The sequence below is a fragment of the Methylocystis sp. H62 genome (assembly GCF_015709515.1).
GTDB lineage: Bacteria > Pseudomonadota > Alphaproteobacteria > Rhizobiales > Beijerinckiaceae > Methylocystis.
This window is the reverse complement of record NZ_JADNQZ010000059.1, coordinates 220,561-241,451: the sequence shown is the minus strand read 5'-3', so window position 1 is coordinate 241,451 and position 20,891 is coordinate 220,561. Positions and strand designations below refer to the sequence as shown.

General features: G+C 63.2%; 21 protein-coding genes. 13 read left to right on the top strand and 8 right to left on the bottom strand.

Going from position 1 to position 20,891, the window contains the following annotated elements:
- Nucleotides 1-9 precede the first annotated feature (9 nt).
- From IYY11_RS20555 to IYY11_RS20545, 3 genes are read left to right on the top strand one after another with little or no spacing between them, the layout of a single operon-like run.
- On the top strand, nt 10-804 hold the full coding sequence (locus tag IYY11_RS20555) for an ABC transporter ATP-binding protein (RefSeq protein WP_196405588.1): 795 nt from the start codon (nt 10-12) through the stop codon (nt 802-804).
- Nucleotides 801-1,598, top strand: a complete 798-nt coding sequence (locus tag IYY11_RS20550) for an ABC transporter permease (RefSeq protein WP_196405587.1) — start codon at nt 801-803, stop codon at nt 1,596-1,598. Before IYY11_RS20555 ends, IYY11_RS20550 begins: the two co-directional genes overlap by 4 nt.
- Nucleotides 1,595-2,035, top strand: a complete 441-nt coding sequence (locus IYY11_RS20545) for a GNAT family N-acetyltransferase (protein ID WP_196405586.1) — start codon at nt 1,595-1,597, stop codon at nt 2,033-2,035. Before IYY11_RS20550 ends, IYY11_RS20545 begins: the two co-directional genes overlap by 4 nt.
- Before the next feature lie 132 nt (nt 2,036-2,167).
- Here IYY11_RS20545 and IYY11_RS20540 read toward each other — a convergent pair whose 3' ends face one another.
- On the bottom strand, nt 2,168-3,541 hold the full coding sequence (locus IYY11_RS20540) for a murein L,D-transpeptidase (protein ID WP_246720138.1): 1,374 nt from the start codon (nt 3,539-3,541) through the stop codon (nt 2,168-2,170).
- Nucleotides 3,542-3,656: 115 nt separating this feature from the next.
- Here IYY11_RS20540 and IYY11_RS20535 point away from each other — a divergent pair, with 115 nt between their 5' ends.
- Nucleotides 3,657-5,465 (top strand): di-heme-cytochrome C peroxidase, encoded by a 1,809-nt coding sequence (locus IYY11_RS20535; protein WP_196405584.1) that lies wholly within the window; start codon nt 3,657-3,659, stop codon nt 5,463-5,465.
- Nucleotides 5,466-5,585: 120 nt separating this feature from the next.
- The gene (gene ychF / locus IYY11_RS20530; RefSeq protein WP_196405583.1) at nt 5,586-6,683 is read left to right on the top strand and encodes a redox-regulated ATPase YchF; all 1,098 of its coding nucleotides are present in this window, start codon (nt 5,586-5,588) and stop codon (nt 6,681-6,683) included.
- A gap of 213 nt (nt 6,684-6,896) precedes the next feature.
- Here ychF and phaR read toward each other — a convergent pair whose 3' ends face one another.
- Nucleotides 6,897-7,523, bottom strand: a complete 627-nt coding sequence (gene phaR / locus IYY11_RS20525; protein ID WP_196405582.1) for a polyhydroxyalkanoate synthesis repressor PhaR — start codon at nt 7,521-7,523, stop codon at nt 6,897-6,899.
- Between the two features lie 244 nt (nt 7,524-7,767).
- Here phaR and IYY11_RS20520 point away from each other — a divergent pair, with 244 nt between their 5' ends.
- From IYY11_RS20520 to IYY11_RS20505, 4 genes are all read left to right on the top strand, one after another.
- On the top strand, nt 7,768-8,940 hold the full coding sequence (locus IYY11_RS20520) for an acetyl-CoA C-acetyltransferase (protein ID WP_196405581.1): 1,173 nt from the start codon (nt 7,768-7,770) through the stop codon (nt 8,938-8,940).
- A gap of 123 nt (nt 8,941-9,063) precedes the next feature.
- Nucleotides 9,064-9,789, top strand: a complete 726-nt coding sequence (gene phbB, locus IYY11_RS20515; RefSeq protein WP_026222828.1) for an acetoacetyl-CoA reductase — start codon at nt 9,064-9,066, stop codon at nt 9,787-9,789.
- A 211-nt stretch (nt 9,790-10,000) separates the two neighbouring features.
- On the top strand, nt 10,001-11,128 hold the full coding sequence (locus IYY11_RS20510; RefSeq protein WP_246720137.1) for a lysylphosphatidylglycerol synthase transmembrane domain-containing protein: 1,128 nt from the start codon (nt 10,001-10,003) through the stop codon (nt 11,126-11,128).
- Nucleotides 11,129-11,140: 12 nt separating this feature from the next.
- Complete coding sequence (locus IYY11_RS20505; RefSeq protein ID WP_196405580.1) at nt 11,141-11,746, top strand: L,D-transpeptidase; 606 nt, start codon at nt 11,141-11,143, stop codon at nt 11,744-11,746.
- A 75-nt stretch (nt 11,747-11,821) separates the two neighbouring features.
- Here the strand turns inward: IYY11_RS20505 and IYY11_RS20500 are convergent, their stop codons facing one another.
- The 3 genes from IYY11_RS20500 to IYY11_RS20490 all read right to left on the bottom strand — a co-directional run bounded on the left by IYY11_RS20500 (nt 11,822) and on the right by IYY11_RS20490 (nt 13,571).
- Nucleotides 11,822-12,442, bottom strand: coding sequence for a pyridoxamine 5'-phosphate oxidase family protein (locus IYY11_RS20500; RefSeq protein WP_196405579.1), 621 nt, complete (start codon nt 12,440-12,442; stop codon nt 11,822-11,824).
- Between the two features lie 31 nt (nt 12,443-12,473).
- The gene (locus IYY11_RS20495) at nt 12,474-12,962 is read right to left on the bottom strand and encodes a DUF1348 family protein (RefSeq protein ID WP_196405578.1); all 489 of its coding nucleotides are present in this window, start codon (nt 12,960-12,962) and stop codon (nt 12,474-12,476) included.
- A 63-nt stretch (nt 12,963-13,025) separates the two neighbouring features.
- A complete protein-coding gene (locus IYY11_RS20490) occupies nt 13,026-13,571 on the bottom strand; it encodes a carboxymuconolactone decarboxylase family protein (protein WP_196405577.1) in 546 nt (181 codons plus the stop codon).
- Between the two features lie 126 nt (nt 13,572-13,697).
- Between IYY11_RS20490 and IYY11_RS20485 the strand changes: the two genes are divergently transcribed.
- Nucleotides 13,698-14,642, top strand: coding sequence for a LysR family transcriptional regulator (locus IYY11_RS20485; protein WP_196405576.1), 945 nt, complete (start codon nt 13,698-13,700; stop codon nt 14,640-14,642).
- 102 nt (nt 14,643-14,744) lie between these two features.
- Here the strand turns inward: IYY11_RS20485 and IYY11_RS20480 are convergent, their stop codons facing one another.
- Together IYY11_RS20480 and IYY11_RS20475 are read right to left on the bottom strand one after the other, a co-directional pair.
- Entirely contained in the window at nt 14,745-15,644 is a 900-nt protein-coding gene (locus tag IYY11_RS20480) for a pirin family protein (protein ID WP_196405575.1), read from the bottom strand.
- Between the two features lie 73 nt (nt 15,645-15,717).
- Nucleotides 15,718-15,924: a hypothetical protein gene (locus tag IYY11_RS20475; protein WP_246720136.1), complete on the bottom strand. Its 207-nt coding sequence runs from the start codon at nt 15,922-15,924 to the stop codon at nt 15,718-15,720.
- 136 nt (nt 15,925-16,060) lie between these two features.
- Here IYY11_RS20475 and IYY11_RS20470 point away from each other — a divergent pair, with 136 nt between their 5' ends.
- Both IYY11_RS20470 and IYY11_RS20465 read left to right on the top strand, forming a co-directional pair.
- Nucleotides 16,061-16,513, top strand: coding sequence for a MarR family winged helix-turn-helix transcriptional regulator (locus IYY11_RS20470; RefSeq protein ID WP_196405574.1), 453 nt, complete (start codon nt 16,061-16,063; stop codon nt 16,511-16,513).
- A gap of 46 nt (nt 16,514-16,559) precedes the next feature.
- Nucleotides 16,560-17,861, top strand: a complete 1,302-nt coding sequence (locus tag IYY11_RS20465; RefSeq protein WP_196405573.1) for an SCP2 sterol-binding domain-containing protein — start codon at nt 16,560-16,562, stop codon at nt 17,859-17,861.
- A gap of 5 nt (nt 17,862-17,866) precedes the next feature.
- Here the strand turns inward: IYY11_RS20465 and IYY11_RS20460 are convergent, their stop codons facing one another.
- Complete coding sequence (locus tag IYY11_RS20460; protein ID WP_196405572.1) at nt 17,867-19,966, bottom strand: elongation factor G; 2,100 nt, start codon at nt 19,964-19,966, stop codon at nt 17,867-17,869.
- Nucleotides 19,967-20,123: 157 nt separating this feature from the next.
- Here IYY11_RS20460 and rph point away from each other — a divergent pair, with 157 nt between their 5' ends.
- Nucleotides 20,124-20,837, top strand: a complete 714-nt coding sequence (gene rph, locus IYY11_RS20455) for a ribonuclease PH (protein WP_018407504.1) — start codon at nt 20,124-20,126, stop codon at nt 20,835-20,837.
- Nucleotides 20,838-20,891: the final 54 nt, after the last annotated feature.

Below are 20,891 nucleotides of genomic sequence, written 5' to 3'. Positions count from 1 at the left end.
GGATCCGACATGAGCGCGCGTGACATCGCGGATGTGCAAGTGACGGCGCCCGCGCTGGTTTCGCTGCGCGCCGTCGGCAAGATTTTCCCAAGCGGGCTCGTCGCCCTCGCCGACTATGATCTCGACGTGCGCGAAGGCGAGATCCTGACGCTGCTCGGTCCCTCGGGCTGCGGCAAGTCGACGGTGTTGCGGCTGATAGCGGGGCTCGCGAGCCCGACGGCAGGCGCGATCGACTGGAGCGCGCCTCAAGTGAAGAACAATATCGGCGTCGTGTTCCAGGATGCGACGCTGCTACCCTGGGCGAGCGTCTTCGACAATGTCTTTCTGCCGCTGCGGCTCAAGGGCGTTCCACGCGAAGCGGCGTCGCCGCGCATCGAAGAGGCGCTCGCGCATGTCGGTCTGCTCAACTTTTCGCGCGCGCTGCCGCGAGAACTCTCCGGCGGGATGCGGATGCGCTGCGCCATCGCCCGCGCCCTGGTGACGCGGCCCACGCTGATGATGATGGACGAACCTTTCGCCGCCCTCGACGAGGTGACGCGCTTCAAACTCAATGACGATCTTCTCGCGCTCAAACGCCGGTTCGGCGCGACGATCGTCTTCGTCACCCATTCGGTGTTCGAAGCCGCCTATCTCTCGACGCGCATCGTGGTGATGTCGCGGCGCGCCGGCAGACTCGTCGACGAGATCGAGATCGACCCGGAGATTCCCCGCGACGACGACTATCGCTCGAGCAAGATCTTCGCCGACGTGTGTCGCCGGGCGTCGCGGGCGCTTCGCGTCTCGATCGAAGAAGCGACGCCGTGATCCAGAAACCAAGCGCGATCCCCTGGCGCGACATCGGCGTGCCGCTCGCGGTTCTTTTCTTAGCGCTCGCGCTGTGGGAAGCGCTCGTGCGCTGGAAAAACATCCCGCCTTATATTCTCCCGGCGCCGAGCGTCATCCTCGCCAAACTCGTCGAGGACCGTGAACTCCTGTTCTCGTCGCTGATGATGACGCTCGGCGTCACCTTCGAGGCGCTTGTCGTCGCCACCATCTGCGGCGTGGCGCTGGCGCTGCTCATCGCGCAATCGAAATGGCTGGAGCGCGCGCTGCTGCCCTTCGCCATCACCTTGCAGGTCACGCCGATCATCGCCATCGCGCCTTTGCTGCTGGTTTATCTGCAACCCGGCAATGCAGTGCTGGTCTGCGCCTTTCTCGTCGCCTTCTTTCCGATTCTTTCGAATACCTCGCTCGGACTCGCCTCCGTCGACTTCGGCTTGCGCGATCTGTTTGACCTTTATCGCGCCTCGCCATGGCAGAAGCTGATTTATCTGCGACTGCCCTCGGCGCTGCCGCAATTCCTCGCTGGCCTGCGCATCGGCGGCGGACTGGCGCTCATCGGCGCCATCGTCGCTGAACTCGCGGCCGGCGCCTCGGGTCAGGGAACCGGCCTCGCCTATCGCATCGTCGAGGCGGGATTCCGTCTCGACATCCCGCGCATGTTCGCGGCGCTGGCGCTCATCTCGCTGAGCGGGCTGGCGATCTACGGCGCGCTCGCCGCGTTCTCCTATGTTCTGCTGCGCGGCTGGCACGAAAGCGCCAGAGCGCAAGACGAATGACGCTCATCCGGGACATTCGCGAGTGGGACGCCACGGCGTGGCGCAGGCTCTGGGCAAGCTATAACGAATTTTACGCAACGTCTGTGCCGATCGACGTGACGGAATTGACCTTGCGCCGCCTGCTCGACCCGACATCCACGATGATTGGACGGATCGCGGAAAGAAACGCGCGCGTCGTCGGCTTCTCGGTCTCTGTGCTGCATGAAAGCAGTTGGACCTCCTCGCCGACGTGTTACCTCGAAGACCTTTTCGTCGATCCAACGCTTCGGGGCGCGGGCCTGGGCCGCGCGCTCGTTCAAGACCTCATCGATCTTGGACGCGCTCGCGGATGGGCGCGCCTCTATTGGCACACGCAAGCCGACAATGAACGCGCGCGGCGTCTCTACGATTCATTCGTTGAAGCCGACAGTTTCGTTCGCTACCGCGTGACGCTGTAGCGCTCATACGGACAATACGTTTGGGCGCCATTCCCGACACGCGCGACGCGCATGATCGGGAATGCTCTGGATTCCCGGTCGGACCTTCGGTCCGCCGAGAATGACATCCGGGCCATTCAAGCGAACGAGGCTTCACTGCTCCGCAATCGCGCTCACTTCGTCGAGATGATAGACGTCGTCGCGAAAATGCACGAGGCCGTCCGCCGACGCCCAGCCGGTCATATAGACCCACGCCACCGGCACATGCTGCGTCAGCCTCACCTCCTCGCGTTCGCCCGACGCAATTTTTGCGTTGATTTCATCCTTGCTCATCGTAGGACCGGATTCGCCGTCAAGCAGCCAGGCCGCGAGATCGACGACGCCCTGCACGCGCACGCAGCCATGCGACAGGAAGCGATAGTCATTGGCGAAGAGATTTCGCGACGGCGTGTCATGCATGTAGACGGAATGGGCATTGGGCATCGAAATACGGATCGAGCCCAGCGAATTGTCCGCGCCGGAATCCTGCCGCAGCGTGTATTGGGCGGCGCGCTCGCTCGCCCAGTTGATCGAGCGCGGATCGACCTCCTCGCGTTGCGCATTGAGCACGCGAATATGCGAGCGCTGCAGATAGGTCGGGTCCTTCAGCATCTTCGGGGCGATCTCGTTCTTGATGATCGAGACCGGAACCGTCCAGGTCGGATTGATGTTGACCGCGACGACCTTTGCCTGCAGTTCCGGCGAATGGTGCTCGGGATCGCCGACGATCGCGGCGTAGCGGCGCACGACGCGATCGTCTTCCACCGCATCGACAGCCGTCGACGGAATATTGACGACGATGTAGCGCGGGCCAAAGGCGAAATCGAACGCGGTGAGCCGCTGTGCGGTGGACTCGAGCTGATGGAAGCGGGTCTCCGCCGGAACGTCGAGTTCGCGTAGCGTCGCGCCGGCGACGACGCCCGTCTGTTTCAGCCCCAGCCGATACTGAAAGCGCTTCACCGCCGCGGTGAGATCGGCGTCCCACTTCTCTTTCGCCGTGTCGACGAGGCTCTCGTCTTCGGCGGCGAGGCGCCGGCGCAGCGTCGACACCGCGGGTCCCTTCGCGCCAGGGCGAAGCGAGACCCCCACTCTCGGCCATCCGCCGCGATCGACGATCTGCCGATAGTGGTCCGCCGCTTTCGAGGTGGTGAAAAATGTCTGAGGCTGCAATGCGGGCGTCGGATCGTCGGACAGCGCCGTCTCGCGCGGCGGCGTGGGTTTTGGCTTTGGCTTTTTCACCGCGGTCTGAGCGGGCGCTGGCGTTGTCGCTTGCGGCACGGCGCTGACAGGCGGCGCAGACGTTACGGGCGCAGGTTCGGGCGGCGCCGCGGGCGCCGGCGGCGCAACGGGCGTCGGCGCCGACTGCGCGGGCGCAGGCGCCGTTTCGGGCGTCGCGGTTTCGGCGCGAAGCGGCGCGCCTGTCGCGAGCATCGACAACAGCGCCCCAATCAGGAAGCCAAGACGAGAAGCGGAAGGAGTTTTCTTCATTTTCATGCCATGTCGGCGCGTGCATAGCGCACAGCGGCGGCGCGCCGCCGCCCGTTGTGAATCACGCGCGCCTATGCTCTAATTTCATCGCATATTCTATTGTTTTGGGGGAGCCATGATTGCAAACAAAGCACTGCGCACGCCATTGCGTGCGCACATCGCCGCAGCTGCGCTGCTCGCACTTGCCGCGGCAAGTCCTGCGTCAGCCGAAGTGAAATACGCCGATCAGGGGGCCCATTGGGCGCCGGCGGACCGCGACGACTTCTATAGTCTCGACCAGGGCGCGCGAATCATGCCGCTCAACTGGATCAGGGCTCTGAGACATTCTGACGGCAAACATTTCCTCGAGGATGGGCTGACCCGCTATGGCTATCTGCCCAATCCGAACAGCCCGACTCCCGGACTGCCGGTGGGCTTTCTCGCCGCCTCCGAACAGGGGGCGCAATTCTTCAGCATGACATGTTCCGCCTGCCATACGCGTCAGATCGACGTCAACGGCGTCTCCTGGCGGATCGATGGGGGGCCGGCGCTCAGCGACTTTCAAAGTCTTCTCGCCGATATCGATACGGCGTTCCAAAAAATTCTCGCCGACGAGGCCGCCTTCGACGAATTCGCCAAAGAGGCGCTTGGCGGCGACCCCAACGAACGCGCGCTGAGGAAGCTGCGAAAGGAGGTCGAGGTCTGGTTCCAGCCTTACGACGTTCTGATGCGCAAATCGCTCCCCAAGCCTGGCTGGGGCGTCGCGCGCGCCGACGCCGTATCGATGATCTTCAACCGCGTCGCCGGACTGGACATCGGAACGACATCGTCGCGGATCATCGAGCAGAACATTGCACTGGCCGACGCGCCGGTGCGTTACCCGTTCCTGTGGAACGCGCCCATTCAGGATATGACGCAGTGGCCGGGATTCGCCCGCAACGGCGACGACATTCTTGGTCTGGCGCGGAACGTCGGCGAAGTCTACGGGGTTTTCGGCATCTACCGTCCGACGCCTCTCACGCTCGCATTGCCGCAACTCGTCAAATTCAATTCTTCCCGGCTCCCCAAACTCATCAACTTCCTCAATGATTCCTCGCTGAATTATCCGGGCCTCATGCGTCTTGAAAATTTGATCCAGCAGATCGGCCCGCCGAAATGGCCGTGGACTCTCGATCCAAAACTCGTCGCGCAAGGCGAAGAAATTTTCAATCGCGATCCCAAGCAGGGCGGCTGCGCGACAGGTTGTCACGAAGTCGCGAAAGGAACGCCCCGACTTTGCAATCTCAACACGTGGAAAACGCCGCTTCAGGATGTCGGAACGGACGTGCGCGAATACAACGTGCTCGGACGCGAGGCGGACACCGGCGTGCTCAATGGCGCAGCGATCCCCTTTGTCCCCGGGATCGACACGCCGCTAAAACCGAAAGACAAGATCATCAGCATTCTCGGCCTCTCGGTGATTGGATCGATCCTCGAAGCGCCGCTCCATTTCGGCGTCGACGTGTTCAAGCCGATCGTTGAAGAGTGCATCCCCGAGTCTCGACAAGCCAGGACGGAGACGGCCGCCAGTCTCATAACCGCCAAGTTCTCGGCGGACCTGCAAAATCTCTACAAGAAGCCCAGCGCGCAACCAGCCCCGGTCTTTGAAGCGCGGGTGATGCGCGGCATCTGGGCGGCGGCGCCTTATCTGCACAATGGCTCCGTGCCGACCCTCGCCGATCTCTTGAAAAAGCCCGCCGACCGTCCGGCCTCCTTCAAGGTCGGCCCGGCCTATGACATTGAGAACGTCGGCTTGGCGAGGGAACAGGGGTCATTCAACTCGACCTACAACGCCGACGATTGCTCGAAACGCGATTCCGGCAACAGCCGCTGCGGCCATGACTTCGGAACTTCGCTTTCAGATCCCGACAAGAAAGCGCTTCTCGAATATTTGAAGAGCCTCTAACGCGAAGGCCGCGCGCGACGATCGCAGCATGAAGACAAGGGGGACGCGCGTCCCCCTTGCCTTTTCTCGCGCCGCCCCGCATACCGCGCCGCAACGCGCAATCCAAAAACCGGGACGGATATGGGGTTCAAATGTGGCATCGTCGGCCTGCCCAACGTCGGCAAGTCGACCCTCTTCAACGCGCTCACGCAGACCGCGGCAGCGCAGGCCGCGAACTATCCCTTCTGCACGATCGAGCCCAATGTCGGCGAAGTCGCCGTTCCCGACCCGAGGCTTGAGGAACTGGCCAGGATCGCCGGCTCCAAAGAGATCATTCCGACGCGCCTGACCTTCGTCGACATCGCCGGCCTGGTGCGCGGCGCCTCCAAGGGCGAAGGGCTGGGCAACCAGTTTCTCGCCAATATCCGCGAATGCGACGCGATCGCCCATGTCGTGCGCTGTTTCGAGGACGGCGACGTGACCCATGTCGAGGGCGGCGTCGATCCCATCCGCGACGTCGAGACGATCGAGACCGAGCTGATGCTCGCCGATCTCGACAGCCTCGAAAAGCGCGTCGTCGCTATGGAGAAAAAAGCCAAGGGCGGCGACAAGGAGGCGAAGGAACTCGCCGATCTGATGAACCGCTGCCTTGTCTTGCTGCGCGAGGGCAAGCCCGCGCGTCTCGCCAAGGTGAGCGCGGAAGAACGCGTCGCCTTCGCGGGTCTCGGGCTCCTCTCGTCGAAGCCGGTGCTGTACGTCTGCAACGTCGAAGAGGCGTCGGCGTCCGAAGGCAATGCCCAATCTGCGAAAGTCGCTGTTCGCGCCGCCGAGGAAGGCGCGGCCGCGGTGGTCGTCTCGGCGAAGATCGAGAGCGAGATCGCCGTGCTGCCGGCCGCCGAGCAGAAGGATTATTTGGAGGCGGTCGGCCTCGTCGAGCCCGGGCTCAATCGCGTCATCCGCGCCGGCTACGACCTCCTGCATCTCATCACCTATTTCACCGTCGGCCCGAAGGAGGCGCGCGCCTGGACCATCGAGAAAGGCGTGCGCGCGCCGGCGGCGGCGGGCGTGATCCATACCGATTTCGAGAAGGGGTTCATTCGCGCCGAGACGATCGCCTATTGCGATTACGTTTCAAACAAGGGCGAAGCGGGCGCGCGCGACGCCGGGCGCTTAAGGCTCGAAGGCAAGGAATATGTCGTCGCCGACGGCGACGTGATGCATTTCAGGTTTAATACGTAAATCCGCAGCGACTCCCCTCTCCCGCATGCGGGAGAGGGTGGCCCGGCCAAAGGGCGTCTGTAAAGACGCCCGTCGCTAACGACGGCCTTTTGGCCGGGTCGGGTGAGGGCGTCGCAATTTCCTGAACGCCTTTGCCCTCATCCGTCGCGCCTTCGCGCGACACCTTCTCCCGCTTGCGGGAGAAGGAGAAACTCAGCATTACGCTAACCAGCCTCACCCCTTCGACAGATTATCGATCCGCTTGTTCAGCTCGTCGAGCTGGCGCTTCAGGTCGGCGACGTCGCCGCCTTCCTTCCGAACGCCGCCATTCTCCTGCTCGTCGAGCGAGGGCGCCGTGGTCATCATGCCTTCCGCCGGCACGCCGAAGGGATTGAACATGGTCAGCGCCTGACGGAAGACGGCCATGTTCTTGCGCGCCTGCTCTTCGAGCGACTGGAACGCCGCCCGTGTCGGCTCGGCGAACGGCGCGCCCCCGACGCCGAGCGCCGAGGTGAACTGATCCCGGAACCTTTGCTGTTCCTTCGTCAGCTTGTCGATCGAGAATTCGAGATAGCTCGGCACAAGCATCTGCATCGAGTCGCCGTAGAAGCGGATGAGCTGGCGCAGGAAGGCGATCGGCAGCAGGCTTTGGCCTTCCTTGCCCTCCTGCTCGAAGATGATTTGGGCCAGAACCGGGCGGGTGATGTCGTCGCCGCTTTTTGCATCGCACACGACGAAATCCTCGCCGCGCTTCACCATCCCGGCAAGGTCTTCCAACGTCACATAGGTGCTCGTTCCGGTGTCATAGAGCCGACGATTGGCGTATTTCTTGATCGTTGTGGGTTTTTTCTCAGTCGCCATACGCCTGACATGCTCCCCTCGCCCCGCGACCGCCACCCGCCTAAAAACAGCCGTCTAGCGTTGGACGATACGCGCAAATTGGCGCCTGCGGCAATATTTTCATGCCGAAAGCCTTTCGCTACCGCTCGATTCCGTGCAAAACGGGCCGCGCTTGCCCACCGCAAGCGCGAAAGGACCAACACTTCGCCCCCTGACTGGCTAAGGCGGTCGGGCGGTTGGACTTATTTTTCGAGGAGATCGACAGATGACCGATATCGTGATCGTTTCCGCGGCGCGCACCGCCGTCGGATCGTTCAACGGAGCCTTTGGAGCGGTTCCGGCCCACGAGCTCGGCGCCGTCGCCATCAAGGCCGCTCTCGAGCGCGCCAACGTCCAGCCCAATGAGGTCAACGAGGTCATTCTCGGGCAGGTGCTCGACTCCGCGCAGGGCCAGAATCCGGCGCGTCAGGCGGCGATCAAGGCCGGCGTTCCGGACAGCGCCACGGCCTTCGGGATCAATCAGGTCTGCGGCTCGGGCCTGCGCGCCGTGGCGCTCGCGGCTCAGCAAATCCAGGCGGGCGACGCCAGCATCATCGTCGCCGGCGGTCAGGAGTCGATGTCGCTCGCGCCGCATGCGTCGCAGCTGCGCACGGGCACGAAAATGGGCGACGTCAAATTCGTCGACACCATGATCATCGACGGGCTCACTGACGCCTTCAACAATTATCACATGGGCGTCACCGCCGAGAACGTCGCCCGGCAGTGGCAGATCACCCGCGAGCAGCAGGACGAATTCGCGGTCAAGTCGCAGAACAAGGCCGAGGCCGCGCAGAAGGCCGGCAAGTTCAAAGACGAAATCATCCCCTATACGATCTCGACCAAAAAGGGCGACGTCGTCGTCGACGCTGACGAATATATCAAGCATGGCGTGACCATCGAGGGCGTCGGCAAGCTGCGCCCGGCCTTCGCCAAGGACGGCACGGTGACGGCGGCGAACGCGTCCGGCCTCAACGACGGCGCCGCGGCGCTCATCGTGATGAGCGCCGAAGAGGCCAAGAAGCGCGGCCTGACCCCGCTGGCGCGCATCGCCTCCTGGGCGACCGCCGGCGTCGATCCGTCGCTGATGGGCTCCGGGCCGATCCCCGCGTCGCGCAAAGCGCTGGAGAAGGCCGGCTGGAAGGTCGCCGATCTCGATCTCATCGAGGCCAACGAAGCCTTCGCGGCGCAGGCGCTCGCGGTCAACAAGGACATGGGCTGGGATCCGGCGATTGTGAACGTCAATGGCGGCGCGATCGCCATCGGCCATCCGATCGGCGCCTCGGGGGCGCGCGTGCTCACCACGCTCCTGCATGAGATGGCGCGTCGCGGCTCCAAGAAGGGCCTCGCGACGCTCTGCATCGGCGGCGGCATGGGCATCGCGCTGACGGTGGAGCGGTAATCATCGGCAGTCGGCAATAGGACGTCGGCAGTAGGCATTCGGATTGCGATATTCTCCGACTGCCTGCTCACGACCGCCGACCGCCGTTTCAAACAATCAACAATTCTGGAGGAGACTCTTTAAATGGCAAGAACTGCAGTTGTGACAGGCGGCACGCGCGGCATCGGCGAAGCGATTTCCAAGGCGCTGAAGGCGGCGGGCTACACTGTCGCGGCGACTTACGCCGGCAATGACGAAGCCGCCAATAAGTTCAAGGCTGAGACAGGCATTCCGGTCTTCAAGTTCGACGTGTCCGACTACGACGCCTGCGCCGCCGGAATCGCGCAGATCGAGAAGGAGATCGGCCCGGTCGACATTCTCGTCAACAACGCCGGCATCACCAAGGACCGTCTGTTCCACAAGATGGAGCTTGCCCAGTGGCAGGCGGTGATCAACACCAATCTCAATTCGCTGTTCAACGTCACGCGCCCGGTCATCAACGGCATGCGTGATCGCGGCTTCGGCCGCATCATCGTCATCTCGTCGATCAACGGCCAGAAGGGCCAGGCCGGCCAGACCAACTATTCCGCCTCCAAGGCCGGCGACATCGGCTTCGTGAAGGCGCTGGCGCAGGAGAGCGCGTCGAAGGGCATCACCGTCAACGCCATCGCGCCGGGCTATATCGCCACCGAGATGGTGAAGGCCGTTCCGCAGGACGTGCTCGACAAGCACATCATTCCCTATATCGCCGTCGGCCGCCTCGGCGAGCCGGAAGAGATCGCGCGCGCCGTCGTGTTCCTGGCCGCCGATGACGCCGGCTTCATCACCGGCTCGACGCTGACGATCAACGGCGGCCAGTATCTGCACTAGATCACGCTGCATTTGGGCGGATCGCCCAAATGCAGATAACGTGATCGATCCCAAAGTTTAGAGCGCGCTCTACGCGAAAAACCGGTTCCCACTTTTTCGCAGCGCGCTCTAAGCGGATGGTCTGTGCGGGCCAGAGAATCGGCCGGTCTTCGCGCCGGCCATCTTTCTGGCCTACGAGGCGAAGCGCTATTCCGCGCAGAGCGAGATGGCCATGAGCGTAGAGGACGATCGACTTCAACCGACGCTTCTCGCGCCCGAGCTGCGATTGAGCGAGATCGTCTCGCCGGTCGGCGGCCTTCGGCCTTTGCCCCCCAGCGCCGGTGCGCAGCAAGCGACCAGCTCAATAAAGTTTATCTCTCAGCGCAGCGGATATGTCGCGCTGATTCTGAACGCCGCCTTTTTTGCCTACATCTCCTACTGGCTCTACCAGAACATCGAATTCGCCGATCTGTCGCAGGAGCTGAAGCAGATCCCCTTAAGCGCGATTCTGATCGCAATGACGATGAATGTGTTCGTCTTGCTGTTCTATGGGTCGCGCCTGTCGACGCTGCTTGGCGGCGGACTCTCGTCCGGTTTTCTGATCGCCACGATGGGATTCACCTTCAACAGTTTAGTTCCGTTCAGGGCTGGCGAAGGCGTGAAAATCTATTTTGGACATTCCTATTATAATTATGCGATCGGCGGCATCAGCGCCGCAGTCCTGCTGGAAAAACTCTACGACGTTACAGCGATCGTCCTTTTGTCATTGCTCATCCTTGCGAACTCAGATTCGCGCATCATCGATCCACGCCTGTTGACCGCAGCCGCCGTGATCCTTTCGATCGTTTTTTGCGGCATGTTCGTCTTCCGGCGAAAAGCCGTCGTCTGGCGCCTTCCGGATTGGCGCATCGTGGGCGCATTGCGGTTGGACGCTTTTTTCAAACAGGCCGGAGGATTGGTCGCCCATCATCGCGCCGCGAGAACGGCGTTCTTCACGGCCTCGATATGGACGACAAACGTCTGCCTGGTCTATGTCGCCTTCAGAACGCTGCTGCCTGAAATCGATTTCACGCTTATGCACGCGATGACGTTGCTGATCATCGGCGCGCTGGCGATCGCCGTTCCCGCGAGCCCCGCCGGCCTGGGGCTGTTCGAGGCCGGCATCGTCGCCTATCTCGTCAACGGCTACGGCCTCCAGAAGGAACGCGCCATTTCCGCGGCCTTGGCGTATCACTTCTCAATCACCGCGCCCCATACGCTGATCATCGTCGGTTTTCTTGGAATTGCATGTTTCAGATGGTTGAAAGAACGCGTGCGCCCTGAGGGCGCTGCGCAAGACTCGGCTTCGACGCTCACCTGAAGGAGCGCCCGCGTGCGCCGCCGCACGGTATGCGGGCGGCGCCTGTTCTACAACGCGCTCATCGAGACATCGAACATCGAGCGCAAGACAATGAACCGCCGCACGTCCAAGATCGCCCAATTCGCTTTCGCCGCCGCCCTCATCGGCGCCGCCTCGGCGCCGCAGGCCGCCGCCGCCCGCGAATTCGTTCATTATCACTCCGAGCTCGATCCCGGCTCCATCGTCGTTAGCGAGCACGAGCGCAAGCTCTATCTCATCGTCGATCAGGACGACGCCATCGCCTACAAGGTGGCGGTGCCGAAGGCAGGCAAAGAATGGAGCGGCGTCGTGCAGATCAACGCCAAATTCGTCGCGCCCGACTGGACGCCGCCGGAAGATGTGAAGCACGATCATCCGGAGCTTCCGGAGGTGATCCCCGGCGGCGCGTCGAATAACCCGATGGGCGCCCGCGCCATGACGCTCAGCGAGGGTCAGGTCGCGATCCACGGCACCACGCAGAAGATGCGCAAGTCGATCGGCTCGGCCGCTTCCTATGGCTGCATCCGCATGCTGAACGAGGACGTCGTCGATCTCTACGACCGCGTCGCCGTCGGCGCGACCGTGGTGGTGGAGCCGTGATACCAACAGCCGTCGCAGCAATGGTCGACGTTGTCATCGTATGATTTGAACGCGCGATTGTTCGATTTTTTGGACCTAGATTGAGGTCGCGGCGCCGGCCGCCGGGGCGAGTTGCTGCTCGAGTTCGGCGATCCGCGCCGTGAGCGGCGCCGTCATCGCGCGCACTTCGTCGAGCGTGTAGCGTTCGGTAATATGCTGCGGGCAGTTCCAGTCGAATCCCTCGACCCTGATCAGGAAGCCGCGTTCGACGCGGGCGCGGTAATCCGGGATTTCGAGCAGAGAGGTCGCCTCGTCGTCGAGACCGACGATCTTCGCGCGCCCGAAGAGCTTCAGCCGCGTCTTGTTTGGATAGTCCATGAAGAACAGCGACACGCGATCGTCGTTCGCGAGATTGCCGAGGCTGATATATTGCCGGTTGCCGCGGAAATCCGCGAAGCCGATCGTGGCGTCATCCAGCACGCGCACGAATCCCGTCGGCCCGCCGCGATGCTGGATGTAAGGCCAGCCGGTTTCGCTGACCGTCGCCATGTAGAACGAATTTCGCGCCGCGATGAATTGAGCCTCCGCTTGGCCGAGCAGATGGTTCCTGGTCTCGGGCGCTCCCTCCATACGCGCATAAGCGTTGCGGCTGCCAAATTGCTCCTGCGCCTTCTTCACCGTCGGGGTAAAGGCGATCTCGGCGTAACGATGCGGCATTGCGTCCTCCTGCAGGCCCACGCCCGCGCCTCTAAAGTCCGAGATCGGAAAGACCCGGGTGATCCGCAGGCCTCGGGCCTTGCGGCCAGCGGAACTTCCGTTCGCTTTCGCTGATGGGCTGATCGTTGATGCTCGCGAAGCGCAGTCGCATCAGACCGCATTCGTCGAACTCCCAATTCTCATTGCCATGGCTGCGGAACCAGTCGCCGCCGTCATCACACGACTCGTAAACGAAGCGCACCGCGATCCGATTCGCGGCAAACGTCCAGAGTTCCTTGATCAAGCGATATTCCAGTTCACGCGCCCATTTGCGCTTCAGGAACGCGACAATTTCGGTTCGGCCGACCGGGAACTCCGCGCGATTGCGCCAGCGGCTGTCCTCGGTGTAGGCGAGGGACACGCGCTCGGCGTCGCGCGTGTTCCAGGCGTCTTCGGCCATGCGAACTTTCTGTATGGCGGTTTCGCGTGTGAACGGCGGCAGCGGCGGGCGGGCGCCGGCGGATTGAGTCGTCTCGGTCATTGAAAGCTCCTCTCTGGATTGAGGAATCCGGCGCAGTGTCAGCCGCGCCGGATTCCAAGATCATCAGGCGGCCTTGTTCAGCTCGATTTCCGGAAAGTCGATCTCGATCTGGGTCGCCTTGCCCAGCAGATTGGTGAAGATGTTCATCGCGACATGCGTGATGATCTCGATGATCTCGCCATCCGAATGGCCGGCCGCGCGCACGGCGTCGAATTCGGCCTTGCTCACCTGTCCGGCATGTTCGACGAGCGCGCGGGCGAAGGCGAGCGCGGCTTCCGCCTTGGCCTCCGACGAACGGCCGTTGCGGTTCGCCAGCATCTCCTGACTGTCCAGACCGGCCTTGCGGCCGATGGCCGTATGCGCCGAGACGCAATACTGGCAGGCGTTCTGTTCGGCGACGGCCAGCGCGATGCGCTCCCGCGTTTTCGGGTCGAGAAAACCCGCGCCGGCGATCCCGTGGATGCCGAGGAACGCGTTCAGCGCCGCCGGGGAATTGGCCAGCACGCGGATGAAGTTGGGGACCGCGCCAAGATTGGCCTGGACGGCGTCCAGCAACTTCTTGGCTTCGCCAGTGGCGGATGTGGGGTCGATGACGGCAATTCGAGCCATAAGGTCAATCCTTGTTTCGTTGACGGCGCGGCGCGCCTCGGCGCCGCTCCTCCAGACAATGGCTGGTTATTTTCATTGTAAGAATATCTGACGTATGGAATTCATTATTCCGATTGGAGGAATAAAATGGATCGCCTCCACGAACTCGAGGTCTTTGTCGCCGTCGCCGACGCCGGCAGCTTCGTGAAAGCGGGAACGCGCTTGCGCCTGTCTCCCCCTGCGGTGACCCGGGCGATTTCCGCGCTTGAAGAGCGTCTCGGCGCCCGCGTCTTCAACCGCACGACCCGCAGCCTAACCATCACTGATGTCGGTCAGCGCTTCCTGGATAGCGCACGGCGCATCCTGACCGATCTCGATTACGCCCAACACGAAGCTGTCGGCGAAACGGCGGTTCCGAATGGCCATATCACGCTGACGGCCTCGGTGACATTTGGTCGGACGGCGCTCGCGCCGGTGGTGTGCGCCTTTCTTAGCCAGCACCCACGCGTAACCATGTCGGTGCTGTTGCTGGATCGCATCGCCAACCTCGTGGAAGAAGCGATCGATCTCGCCGTCCGCATCGGTCCCTTGCCGGCTTCAAATTTGGTCGCGAAAAAGATCGGAACCGTTCGAAGGATCTTGGTTGCGAGCCCGGACTATCTCGTGCGGCGGGGCGTTCCGCAGACTCCAGCCGATCTACGTCTCCACTCAATCATTGCGTTCACCGGCCTTATGCCGAACCGGGAGTGGCGCTTTCTCGACGGCAAAAAAGGCGACAGCGTTTCGTTTGTCCCGCGGCTCGAGATCAATGACGCGGCTGCGGCCATCGCCGCGGCGGAAATGGGGGACGGCATCACCGTGGCGCTGTCGTACATGGTCGCCGATCAGATTCGCGACGGCCGACTCGCGCCGCTTCTCGACGATTTCACGCCGCCGCCCGTCCCAGTTCACCTTGTCTATCCTCAGAGCCGCCTGGTCTCCGCCAAACTGAGAGCTTTCATCGACTTCGCCGCGCCGCGCCTGCATGCAACGCTCGATGGCCTCAGCCTTCCCGCGCCCAATGCCAATGGGCATCCAGCTGACGGGCTTTAGGCATGAGCGTTCGATGATTTTGTTCGTCTGGCTGGGAGTGGATGGTGGAATTCACCACATATATAAGCCGCCTGCCGCCGGATGGTCGGCGGCTGACCGCCCCTACTCTTCCGGCAGCGGAATGAACTCCGCGTCGCCCGGCACGGAAGGGAACTTCCCTTCCCGCCAGTCGCGCTTCGCCTGCTCGATCCGCTCCTTGCTGGAAGAGACGAGATTCCACCAGACAAAGCGGCGTCCGTCGACCGGCGCGCCGCCGAGCAGCATCATCCGCGCATCGGAAAGCGAGCGGATCGTGATCGCGGCGCCGGGGCTGAAGATCAGCAGTTGCGGCTCGTCGAAACGTTCGCCGGCGATCTCGATGACGCCCTCGACGAGATAAAGCGCGCGTTGCTCATAATCGGCGTCGAGCGGCGCTGAGGCGCCGGCGGAGAGACGCACCTCCACATAGAACCAGTCCGACAGGGTCTCCACCGGCGACGTCGTCCCGAACGCGGCGCCTGCGATGACGCGCGCGAACACGCCTTCATCCTCAACGATAGGAAGAACGTTCGCGCTAAAATGCTGGAAGCTCGGCGCGGTTTCTTCTTGCGCCAACGGCAAGGCCAGCCAGCTTTGCACGCCGAGCATCTGTTGCCCCGCCGCGCGCGGCCCCGGCGGCGTGCGCTCGGAATGCACGATGCCGCGCCCGGCGGTCATCAAATTCATCGCGCCAGGCGCGATCTCCTGCACATTCGCCAAACTGTCGCGATGCAGAATGCGCCCGTCGAAAAGATAGGTGACGGTCGCAAGCCCGATATGGGGATGCGGACGCACGTCTATCCCCTGCCCCGGCGCGAATTGAACCGGGCCGAAATGATCGTAAAAGATGAACGGCCCGACCATCTGGCGCCTGTCGTCGGGCAAGGCGCGCCTGACGCTGAAGCCGCCGAGATCGCGGGCGCGTGGCGCAATTCGCAGTTCGATCGTCTGAGCCGCCGTCTCGTCGCCGCCGGGAATGGACATGCTGAGCCTCTTTTCGCGTGTGAGGGTTGCGCGAGTAGCTAACGCCGCCCGTCGACGGATCAAGCGCTCCCAATTACGCGCTGCGGCGCTTGCCCTTCATGACGCATCCGGCGTTCGCCTGCCGCATTTTTTTGCTCTTAACGCAACGCGCCGGCGGATTGGCGTCGTGGCTCATCGCCTGCGGCGCAGAGGTCGACGCGCTCTTCAAGCCGCCAGCGCTCGAATAGAGACTGAAGGACATGGCGAGAGCGGCGACTACCAGGAAGATGAACATTCGCATCTCATCACTCCCCTTTTGATCATGAGACAAGCAGGCCACGACCTTCATCCGAAGCGCGTTGGTTCGCTGTGCTCTCGCACACAAGCGAGCGCCGGCCACGCTTGACGGCGCGAATAAAGGGGCATATGCATGTATTATGACTTCGTTAGATCAAGCCGACGTCACGCTCTGCGCGCAAAACTGCGCGGCCGCGAATATTCGTCGCGCCAGTCGCGCCATGACGCGGCTCTACGGGCAATTCATGGCGGCGACGGGTCTGGAGCCGACGCAATATTCGCTGCTCGTCGCCTGCTCTCTCACCGGAGGCGCGACGGTCAGCAAACTGGCCGAATATTTCGCGCTTGATCGCAGCGCGCTTGCTCGAAACCTAGCGGTTTTGGAGAAGCACGGGCTTGTGAAGGTAAAGCACGGCGACGATCGCCGCACGCGCAAGATTGCGCTCACGCCCTTCGGCGAGGCGACGCTCGCCAACGCGCTGCCGCACTGGCGAGAGGCGCAGAATGCGGTGGAGGCGAAATTCGGCGCCGAACGTCTGCAAAAGCTTCTCTCCGAGCTACGCGTTCTGACGGAGACGACCTCGCCAATCTAAGGTGAACGGCGCCGAGACCGTCGCCGCGCTAAAAGGGGTATATGCAATGGTAGATCGCAGCCTCTCCTTCGCACGTGACCCCGCAGATCTCGATGCGAACGCTCTCCGAGACATTGCTCTTGAGGCCGGCGCCGATGACGTCGGCCTTGTCTCGCTCGACGATCCGGCGCTTGACGATCAGCGGGGCGATATCCTCGCGGCCTTTCCCTTCGCGCGCACGCTCATCTCCTTCGTCCTCCGCATGAACCGCGAGAACATCCGCAGTCCCGCGCGATCCGTCGCCAATCTCGAATTCCACCATGCAGCCGATGATTGCGACGAAGTCGCGCGCGCGATTGCCCACTCCCTCGAAGCACGCGGCGTGCGCGCCGCCTATCCGTCAATGGGATTCCCAATGGAAGCGTCACGCTGGCCGCGCAAGATGTGGATCATCGCGCACAAGCCCGTCGCAATCGCCGCGGGGCTCGGACGGATGGGCATCCATCGCAATGTCATCCATCCGACGTTCGGCAATTTCATTCTGCTCGGCACGGTCGCCGTCGACGTCGATTGCGGCGCGCGCGCCAGGGCGCTCGACTTCAATCCATGCTTCGAATGCAAGCTCTGCGTTGCCGCCTGTCCGACGGGCGCGATTGCGCCGGACGGACATTTCGACTTCGGCGCCTGCTACACGCATAATTACCGGGAGTTCATGGGGGGGTTCGGCGAGTGGGTGGAGACGATCGCGGATGCAAAAAGCGCGCGCGCCTATCGCGCGAAAGTCAGCGACGCCGAGACCGTCTCGATGTGGCAGAGCCTCGCCTTCGGTCCGAACTACAAGGCGGCCTATTGCATGGCCGTCTGCCCGGCAGGCGCGGATGTGATCGGCGCCTATCAAGCGGACAAGAAGCGCTATCTTCAGGAGATCGTCGATCCTCTGCAGAAGAAAGCCGAGACGGTCTACGTCGTCGTGGACTCCGACGCGGAAAGCTATGTGACGCGTCGGTTTCCGGCTAAGCAACTGAAACGCGTCGGCGCACCCTTTCGTCCCCCGACGATCGAGAGCTTCCTCTCCGGACTCAGGCTCGTCTTTCAACGTGGCAAGTCAAACGGTCTCGACGCAGTCTATCACTTCGTCTTCACAGGCGCGGAACATCGCAACGCCACCGTCGCCATCGCAAACAGAACGCTCCGCGTCGACGATGGGCTCGTCGGCGACTCGCGGCTGACCGTGGTCGCCGACTCCGAAACCTGGTTGCGCTTCCTTCGCAAGGAGACGAGCCTCGTCTGGGCGCTGCTGCGCGGCAAGATCCGGCTGCGCGGCGATCCGCGTCTGCTGCTGGCCTTCGGGCGCTGCTTTCCAGGCTGACCCGCCTACCCCGCGTGCGCCTTCGCCGTATGCGCGGCGACGATGTCGCGCGCCTGCTTGCCGACGACTTCCGCGAGATGGTCGAAGCGCGCTTGATAGAAGCCCGCGCCCGCGGTCGCGGAGCGCAGCTCGACGATGAGATTGTCCATCTCCGCCTCGGGAATCAGCGTTTCCAGCTTGTCCCAGCCTTCCCACCCCTCACGCGGGCCGAAGCCCATGATCTGGCCGCGCCGCGCCGAGACGATGCCGGTGGCGCGCGACATGGCGTCGCTCGGCACGAAAATATCGACCGCGAGCACCGGCTCCAGCAGGATCGGCTCGGCCTTTTCCAGAGCTTCGCTCATGCCGATGCGCGCCGCGGTGCGGAACGCCATGTCGGACGAATCGACGGAATGATACGAACCGTCGGTCAGCACCGCCTCTACGTCGACCACCGGAAAGCCTAACGGGCCGTGCAGCAAGGCGTCCTGACAGCCCGCCTCGACGGACGAGAAATATTGCCTGGGCACGGAGCCGCCGTGCACGCGCTCGCTGAAGGCGAATCCTTCGCCGCGGCCGCGTGGCGCGATCTCCATCACCACGTCGCCGAACTGGCCATGTCCGCCCGACTGCTTCTTGTGACGGCCGCGGACGGTGACCTTATGGCGGATCGTTTCGCGATAGGCGACCGTCGGCTTCGAGAAGTCGACCGCGACGTTGAAGCGCGAGGCGAGGCGTTCGAGCGCGACGCGCAAATGCATCTCGCCCTGGCCGAAAAGCTTGATCTGCGACAGCTCCTGGTCATGAACGAAAACGAGCGAAGGATCCTCCTCGATGAGCTTCGTCATCGCCGCGGCGAGGCGCATCTCGTCCTTGCGGTCCTTCACATTGAGCGCCAGGGCGTGCACCGGATCGGGAGTTTCCGCGCGCGTCTTCTGCAGATCCGCCGCGCCCGCGCGCGCGTCGGCGATGATCGTGTCGCCGGTCTGCGCATGATCGAGACGCCCGAGAGCGACGACGTCTCCGGTCTTCGCCTCCGTCGTTTTGCTCGTCGCCGCGCCCATCAAATGCGACATGCCTGAAATGCGATCCTCCCCCTGCGGCGAAGCGACGGTCTGGCCGTCCGCAAAGGCGCCGCGCAGCACGCGCGCAACCGACATTTTTCCGCCGTGCGGCGTGTGGATCGTGCGGAAGACGCGCGCGAGCGCGGGGCCGCTCTCGCCGACGCCAAGCCGCACGCGGGTCGCTTCGATTCCCGGCGCCTCGTGACGCATCGCTTTCAACAACCGCGTCACGCCGGCGCCGCGTTCGGCCGAGCCGATGAACAAAGGCACGACCAGTCCGGCGCGCAATTCCTTGGTGAGATCGTCGAAAATCTGATCGCGCGGCGGCTCGATATCGGAAATCAGCTCCTCCATCAGGGCATCGTCGTAGTCGGCGAGGCGCTCCAGCATCGAGTAGCGGGCTTCCTTCTCGGTCGCGACGTCGCCTCCGGAAATGTCGACGACTTCTGACGGCGCATGTTCGCGATAGACATAGGCGCGCTCCAGCGCGAGATCGATGAAGCCGACCGCGACGCCATTGTTCCAGATCGGGATCTGGCGCAGCAGCAGCGGCGTGCGCGAAGCTTGCTGCAGAATGCTGAGCGCCTCGCGCACATCGATGGTCGCGGCGTCGATCTTGTTCAGGAAGATGAAATGCGGCACGCCAAGCTCTTCGAGCTGGCGCAAAATGAGCTGCAGCGCCGGTATCTTGCGGGGGTCGGCCTCGCAGACGACGACGGCGGCGTCGGCCGCCGGCAGGATATTGCGCGAGTCATGGGCGAATTCGACGGAGCCCGGCAGATCGACGAATGTGTAGCGGTCGCCCATGTAATCGACCGTCGCGACATTGGCCTCGACGCTCATCTGATGGGCGCGGGCTTCCGGACTGGGGTCGCCGACGCTCGCCCCTGCGGCGACGGGACCCTGCCGCGGGATCGCGCCGGCGTGGGCCAGAATAGCCTCGAGAAGTGTGGTCTTGCCGCATTGGAAAGGGCCCGCCAGCGCAATCAGCCGGGGGCCCTGTGCTCTCGCCTCGTGAGAATGCGCTCCTTGGGACGACGCTTGGGACAATGTCTGGCCCATCACTCCCTCCTTATCGTCGGAGCCTGGTTTCGTCCGGCCCCGTTAGCTCATGGTTTCACCATGCGGCCGGGAGCGCAAGACGCCGTCCCTCGCCTGGCGCTTTCACGGTTGCGGAAAGCGCGATAGAAGGCGCAACCCATACGACAACGGAGCTATTATGCGCCCCAGTAAACGCGCGCCCGACGAGATGCGCCAGGTGAGTTTCGAGCGAGGCGTCGCCCGCTACGCCGAGGGCTCTTGCCTTGTTAAATTCGGCAATACGCAGGTGCTCTGCGCGGCGTCGCTCGAGGACAAGCCGCCGCCGTGGCTGCGCGGCCAGGGCCGAGGCTGGGTCACGGCGGAATATTCCATGCTGCCCCGCGCCACCCACACGCGCACGCGTCGCGAGGCCGCCGCCGGAAGGCTCTCGGGACGCACGCAGGAAATCCAGCGTCTCATCGGCCGCTCGCTGCGCGCGGTCACCAATCTGCCAGCGCTTGGCGAGCGGCAGATCGTCGTCGACTGCGATGTCATCCAGGCGGATGGCGGCACGCGCACGGCGTCGATCACCGGCGCCTGGCTGGCGCTGCATGATTGCCTTGATTGGATGCGTTCGCGCTCCATCGTCAAGGAAAGCCCGCTGCGCGATCATGTCGCCGCGGTGTCCTGCGGCATCTTCAACGCAACGCCGGTGATCGATCTCGATTACGCCGAGGATTCGACCGCGGCGACCGACGCGAATTTCGTTCTCACCGGCTCGGGCGGCCTCGTTGAAATTCAGGCGACGGCCGAAGTCGCGGTGTTTTCCCAAGATGAGCTGTCGGCCATGCTGGCGCTCGCCCAGCAGGGAGTTGCGGACCTCGTCGCGCTGCAGAAGGCGGCGCTCGCGTGAGCGATCTCGTCCACGTCAGCAGCAGAAAGACCGCGATCTGATTTTGAAGAGACG